This is a genomic window from Planococcus sp. CAU13, from assembly GCF_000775575.1.
Classification (GTDB): domain Bacteria; phylum Bacillota; class Bacilli; order Bacillales_A; family Planococcaceae; genus Planococcus.
Genome location: NZ_JRGN01000067.1, coordinates 1 through 5246, shown reverse-complemented (window position 1 = coordinate 5246; position 5246 = coordinate 1). Strand labels below are relative to the sequence as shown.

The 5246-nt window shown below is 46.3% G+C and carries 7 protein-coding genes; all 7 read right to left on the bottom strand.

Going from position 1 to position 5246, the window contains the following annotated elements:
- Positions 1–86: 86 nt before the first annotated feature.
- The 7 genes from KW93_RS02910 to KW93_RS02880 all read right to left on the bottom strand — a co-directional run bounded on the left by KW93_RS02910 (position 87) and on the right by KW93_RS02880 (position 5160).
- Positions 87–1631, bottom strand: a complete 1545-nt coding sequence (locus KW93_RS02910; protein WP_033541466.1) for a S41 family peptidase — start codon at positions 1629–1631, stop codon at positions 87–89.
- 108 nt (positions 1632–1739) lie between these two features.
- Positions 1740–2444, bottom strand: a complete 705-nt coding sequence (deoD, locus tag KW93_RS02905) for a purine-nucleoside phosphorylase (RefSeq protein WP_033541465.1) — start codon at positions 2442–2444, stop codon at positions 1740–1742.
- 70 nt (positions 2445–2514) lie between these two features.
- Positions 2515–2730, bottom strand: a complete 216-nt coding sequence (locus KW93_RS02900) for a YozE family protein (protein WP_033541464.1) — start codon at positions 2728–2730, stop codon at positions 2515–2517.
- Positions 2731–2805: 75 nt separating this feature from the next.
- Entirely contained in the window at positions 2806–3231 is a 426-nt protein-coding gene (gene msrB / locus KW93_RS02895) for a peptide-methionine (R)-S-oxide reductase MsrB (RefSeq protein WP_033541463.1), read from the bottom strand.
- A complete protein-coding gene (gene msrA, locus KW93_RS02890; RefSeq protein ID WP_033541462.1) occupies positions 3228–3758 on the bottom strand; it encodes a peptide-methionine (S)-S-oxide reductase MsrA in 531 nt (176 codons plus the stop codon). Before msrA ends, msrB begins: the two co-directional genes overlap by 4 nt.
- Before the next feature lie 16 nt (positions 3759–3774).
- Positions 3775–4350, bottom strand: a complete 576-nt coding sequence (locus KW93_RS02885; protein ID WP_033541461.1) for a YpmS family protein — start codon at positions 4348–4350, stop codon at positions 3775–3777.
- Positions 4351–4356: 6 nt separating this feature from the next.
- On the bottom strand, positions 4357–5160 hold the full coding sequence (locus KW93_RS02880; protein WP_033541460.1) for a GDSL-type esterase/lipase family protein: 804 nt from the start codon (positions 5158–5160) through the stop codon (positions 4357–4359).
- Positions 5161–5246: the final 86 nt, after the last annotated feature.

The window sequence follows — 5246 nt, the reverse complement described above, 5'->3', positions numbered from 1 at the left end:
AAGCGAAGCTGTTTTGCGGAATATCGATTTCTACAGTTCTTTCTAAACACCAAAAGAAAAGGCCCGCGCTAGCGGACCTTTTCTACTTATTCTGCAGAATCCTCTTCGGTTTCTTCAGCAGCTTCATCCGTTTCCGGTGGAGCAGCTTCGATTCCGGCTTCTTCCATCACCAGTTTCTTGGCTTCAAGAAGCATCGGGTCCTCTTCATCGATTTTTGCGCGCAGTTCATCCATTAAAGCGTAAAGGCTGTTGCCAGTCAGAATTCCTGTCACTTCGAGTTCCTGGTCTTCCTGGAAAGACTCAACCGCCTGTGTCATCTGCTCTTCAAACACGCCGTCCACTTCCCCGACTTCATAGCCCAGTGCTTCAAGCATCCGTTCAGCTGTGCGGACCTGCTCGGAAATCGTGCCGTCCTTCAGTTCAAGCGTTGCGTCGAGATACGGAAGGGACGCATATTCCGGATAGGCAACTTCCACATCCGGCGCGATTCCTTTTTCGTGTATCCAGTTGCCGTCCGGCGTCAGCCATTTGGCAGTCGTGAATTTCAGGTTGGAACCGTCCGCCATATCGTTTGCGGTCTGAACCGTCCCTTTGCCGAATGTCTTTTCTCCCACCAGCTTGATATCCGCAGATTCACTCATCGCGCCTGCAAGAATTTCTGAAGCTGATGCGCTGCCGCCGTCGATCAATAACGTTACGGGTATTTTGACTTTATTGCCTTCGGTCGCCAGATAGATTTCAGGTTCCAGACCTCTTGCCTGTACTTCGAACATTCTTTCACCTTCATCGATGAAAAGATTCGAAATATCAAGAGCAGATTCCAGCAGCCCGCCAGGATTTTGACGGACATCTATAACCATCGCTTCCATGCCTTCACTTTCCATCTCAGTGATGGCGTCCAGCAGCTCATTATAAGTCTCGCGGGAAAAGCTCGTGATCTGGATATGCGCAACATTATCCCCGATCATTTCGGAATAAACCGTCTCAATCGGAATTTCGTCGCGGACAATCGTAACATCCATCGGTTCCTGCATATCTCCGCGTCTGATTGTCAAAGTGACTTCTGTCCCTTTTTCTCCGCGGATCAGCATAACGGCTTCTGTCGTGCTGAAACCTTGGATGCTTTCACCGTCAACAGCAATCACCTGGTCATTCGGCAAAATGCCCGCTTTTTCTGCAGGGGAATTCTTGATTGGGGAAACGATGGTGATATAGCCGTTTCTTTCCTGCACTTCAGCCCCGATTCCTTCAAAGCTTGAAGAAATGCCTTCCAGGAATTGAGAAGCTTCTTCTTCATTCATATAATCGGAGTATGGATCGCCCAGTGATTCAACCATACCGTTGATGGCTCCATTGATCAATTCTTCGCGGTTCACATCTTCATAATATTTGTTTTGAATTTCGTCATATGCGGCATAAAGTTTTTGGAATTCCCGGCGTTCCGGTGAATTCACTTCCACCGCTTTCTCATCGCCAAAGGTCAATGCGAAAACCGTCAATCCTGCAGTTGCCAGTATCAATAACACTGCAATCATAATGAAAGAAAATGTTTTCAGCCGGATATAATGGCCTTTTGTTTCTTCCACTGGCGGCAATTGTTCATTTCCCTCTTCAGGACGTTTATCATCCATTTAGTTCACCACTTTCATAAATGCCGGCAAATCATAATTGTTAAGCCAGTCTTTCATATTCGAAAAAAAGACTGTCAGGACAGTCTTTTTTTCATTGTAAAGTTCAGTTTACTCTTGAATAGCTGCTTCCAGTGCCACTATGATCATATCATTGAACGTTGTTTGGCGTTCTTCCGCAGTCGTCACTTCACCTGTCAGCAAGTGATCGCTTACTGTAAGAATAGACAATGCCTGAGCACCGAATTTGGCTGCCAATGTATAAAGGGCGGAAGTTTCCATTTCAACTGCCAATACACCGTATTGTGCCCATTTTTCATGTTCTGCGTGGTCGTTGTAGAACACGTCTTCAGTGAAAACATTACCGACACGCAAGTTCAAGCCTTTCTCAACACCTGTATTATACGCTTTCAGCAAAAGATTGAAATCGGCTGTTGGTGCGTAAGAAACATTTCCAAAAATGATCGAATTCACATTTGAATCCGTTGAAGCACTTTGTGCCAAAATTACGTCGCGAACTTTAACGTCCTTATTGATCGATCCGCAAGATCCGACACGAATCAGTTTCTTAACGTCGTATTCGTTCATCAATTCGGTTGTATAGATCGAAATTGAAGGAACACCCATGCCTGTTCCCTGCACGGAAATGCGTTTCCCTTTATAGGTGCCTGTATAACCGAACATATTTCTGACTTCGTTGTACTGCGTTACATCTTCCAAAAACGTTTCAGCAATATATTTTGCGCGAAGCGGATCTCCCGGAAGAAGAATCGTATCGGCGATATCGCCTTTTTTTGCGTTAATATGAACACTCATGAGAAAACCTCGCTTTATTTTTTGTCGTATTAATCATACTGTTTTTTGGGACTCAGTGCAATGAAGAGCCTTAACGGCTTGTATACTCATCCCATAACTGATCGAAAACAGAAGCTTTCATCACGGGATGTGCGCGTTCTTCAAGGTATCTTGAAATCTTTTCGAAATCTTTCGTGCTTCTCGGAAATGAATGATCCAAAAACATGGCATCGGCAAAACGCGAAAAATCATCTGCATGCAGCTTTCCTCTGTACGATAATGCAAAATGGTAGAACGACTTCTCCATAATTCCGTGATCCACTCCTTTTATACAAAATAAAACCCCGGACAGCCGGCCCGGGGATGAAATTAATCTTTATACTTACTCAAAAAGCTTTGTGTATTCAGGATAGCCTTCTTTTTCAAGATCTTCCTTCGGCACAAAACGCAGTGCCGCCGAATTGATGCAATAACGCAGGCCGCCGAGTTCTGACGGACCATCCGGGAAAAGATGCCCCAAATGGGAATCTGCCGTAGCGGAACGCACTTCTGTGCGGCGCATGCCGTGGCTGGCATCGAAACTTTCTTTCACTTCTTCTGCTTCAATCGGTTTTGCAAAGCTCGGCCAGCCGCAATGGGCATCGTATTTGTCTTTAGAGCTGAATAGCGGTTTGCCGGAAACGATATCGACATAGATGCCTTCTTCGAAATGCTGGTCATATTCTCCCTGGAATGGCGGCTCCGTGCCGTTTTCCTGGGTAACATGATATTGCATCGGCGTCAATTTCTGTTTAAGTTCTTCCTTCATTTCTGTTCACCCCAATTTCTCTGGATAAAAGCGGCTCTGCCTGATCCGACAGAATAGCGCTCATAATGCACAGGATTCTTCTTATAGTAATCCTGATGGTACATTTCAGCCAAATAAAACGGCTTGGCTTCGAGAATCGGCGTCACAACCGGTTTATCGAATTTGCCGGAAGCTTCCAATTCCTGCTTGGATTTCTCTGCGGCCATCCGCTGTTCTTCATTGTGGTAAAAAATAGCCGGGGCATAAGAAGAGCCACGGTCAAAGAATTGTCCGCCGCCATCGGTCGGATCGATTTGAGACCAAAAAACTTCAAGCAGCTTTTCGTAAGGGTAAATCTCCGGCTGGAATACAATTTCGACAGCTTCCTTATGTCCGGTCAGATTCGTACAAACCTGTTCATAGGTCGGATTTTCGAGTTCGCCTCCGGTATAGCCGCTGACGACCGATTCGATTCCCGGAAGGCTGTCGAAAGGCTTCACCATGCACCAGAAACAGCCTCCTGCAAATGTCGCTTTTTCGGTATTCATATTCCTGCACCTCTTTCTATTGGGTAAAGGTCACACGCAGCCGAATGTCATCTTCTTCCAGATTAAATGACTCCGCCCGTACACTGATTCCATCATCCAGCGGAATTTCCGTCAATCTAAGCAATATTTCTTCCGAAGCCGGATTGACTTCCATGAATTCCGGCAATGTCACTGAATCACGCAATAGTTTTAAAGCGGATTCAGGCGGAATGTCAAGCATGCCCACATTGACGGATTTCTGTTCAAGCAGAAGATTGCCGTCATCCTGCACAAGCGGTTCAAACTTCAGCAGGATCGGAAGCGTCATGGAAAACACCTGGAGTTCCGTTGACAGGGATACATCATCGTCCACGGATAAGGTCAAGGGAATCGGCTGATCTTTCATCGCTTCGCGAATATAGTTATTGGCGATGCCTTCAAAATCAGCTTTTGAGGTTCTTACCGTCAATGTATTGCCTTCAGCATAAGCTCTTTTTTCTGCCTGGTAGCTGACATGATCCTTGGCAGGGATGGTCACGTAAAATACGAACCCGATGACTGCCAGTATGTTAACTGCCAATAATATAATGAATGCCGCACGCCAGAATTTCATCGCCTCTCACCCCCTGTCATCAAATACCAGTCCGCATTCTCCCATTCGTTCCACTATCCGTTCCTGCATCAAGCCGTAACCATTGCCGTTGGGATGGAAAAAATCGGTATGGTACACCAGGTTTTCATTGCCTTCAAACAGATCTTCCACCGGTACGAAGCACGCCTGGGGATCTTCGGTCAAAGCCGTTTCCATCGCATCGTTGTAGGCGGTGATTATCGTGTCAAACTCATTTATTTCATCTGTGATAAGCGAGAAGGGATTGTACAGGCCGATGACGATCAGAGGAGCATGCTGATTCATGGAACGGATGGCCGCATAGATGTTCCGGTATCTGTTTTCATAGAAAATCAATTCTTCCTGGAAAGCTTCAATATTCAAATTGAAGAGATCCCGTTTGACGATCCGCATGATATCATTGCCGCCGATGGTCATGACGATATAATCGGCTTCCGTAACCGGTCCGGTCAATTCGCCTTTTTGAAACATCGCGAGAAGCTGATCGCTTCGCCGGCCCCGTTTCGCCGTATTTTCCACACCAACTCCGTACACTCCAGGCCAGTCCCTCATTTCTGAAGCAAGCCTGCCCACATAACCGCCTCTGTTTTCCTCATCTCCGACTCCCTGTGAAAGCGAATCCCCGAGAGCGGTAATAACAAGCGCCTGCGGAACAAAGTTAGGTGGTATCTGATAGCCGGCAAATACCGGCTGGACTCTCGGAACCGCTTCATCAGTGCCGAATATAAAAGAGGAATTGCATCCCGCTAATAAAACCGTGGCCAATAACACAATATAGAGGATGCGTTTCACTCTTTTCTCTCCTTTGGAATCCTTTTAAAGATGTTTTCGGTGTCCAGTCTCCAGCGGCCTAGCTCTTCGGGATATAAGTCAAACCA

What these genes read in the sequence shown, in the direction of transcription:
- KW93_RS02910 (WP_033541466.1), bottom strand. Translation starts at nt 1,631, where the DNA reads ATGGATGATAAACGTCCTGAAGAGGGAAATGAACAATTGCCGCCAGTG.
- deoD (WP_033541465.1), bottom strand. Translation starts at nt 2,444, where the DNA reads ATGAGTGTTCATATTAACGCAAAAAAAGGCGATATCGCCGATACGATT.
- KW93_RS02900 (WP_033541464.1), bottom strand. Translation starts at nt 2,730, where the DNA reads ATGGAGAAGTCGTTCTACCATTTTGCATTATCGTACAGAGGAAAGCTG.
- msrB (WP_033541463.1), bottom strand. Translation starts at nt 3,231, where the DNA reads ATGAAGGAAGAACTTAAACAGAAATTGACGCCGATGCAATATCATGTT.
- msrA (WP_033541462.1), bottom strand. Translation starts at nt 3,758, where the DNA reads ATGAATACCGAAAAAGCGACATTTGCAGGAGGCTGTTTCTGGTGCATG.
- KW93_RS02885 (WP_033541461.1), bottom strand. Translation starts at nt 4,350, where the DNA reads ATGAAATTCTGGCGTGCGGCATTCATTATATTATTGGCAGTTAACATA.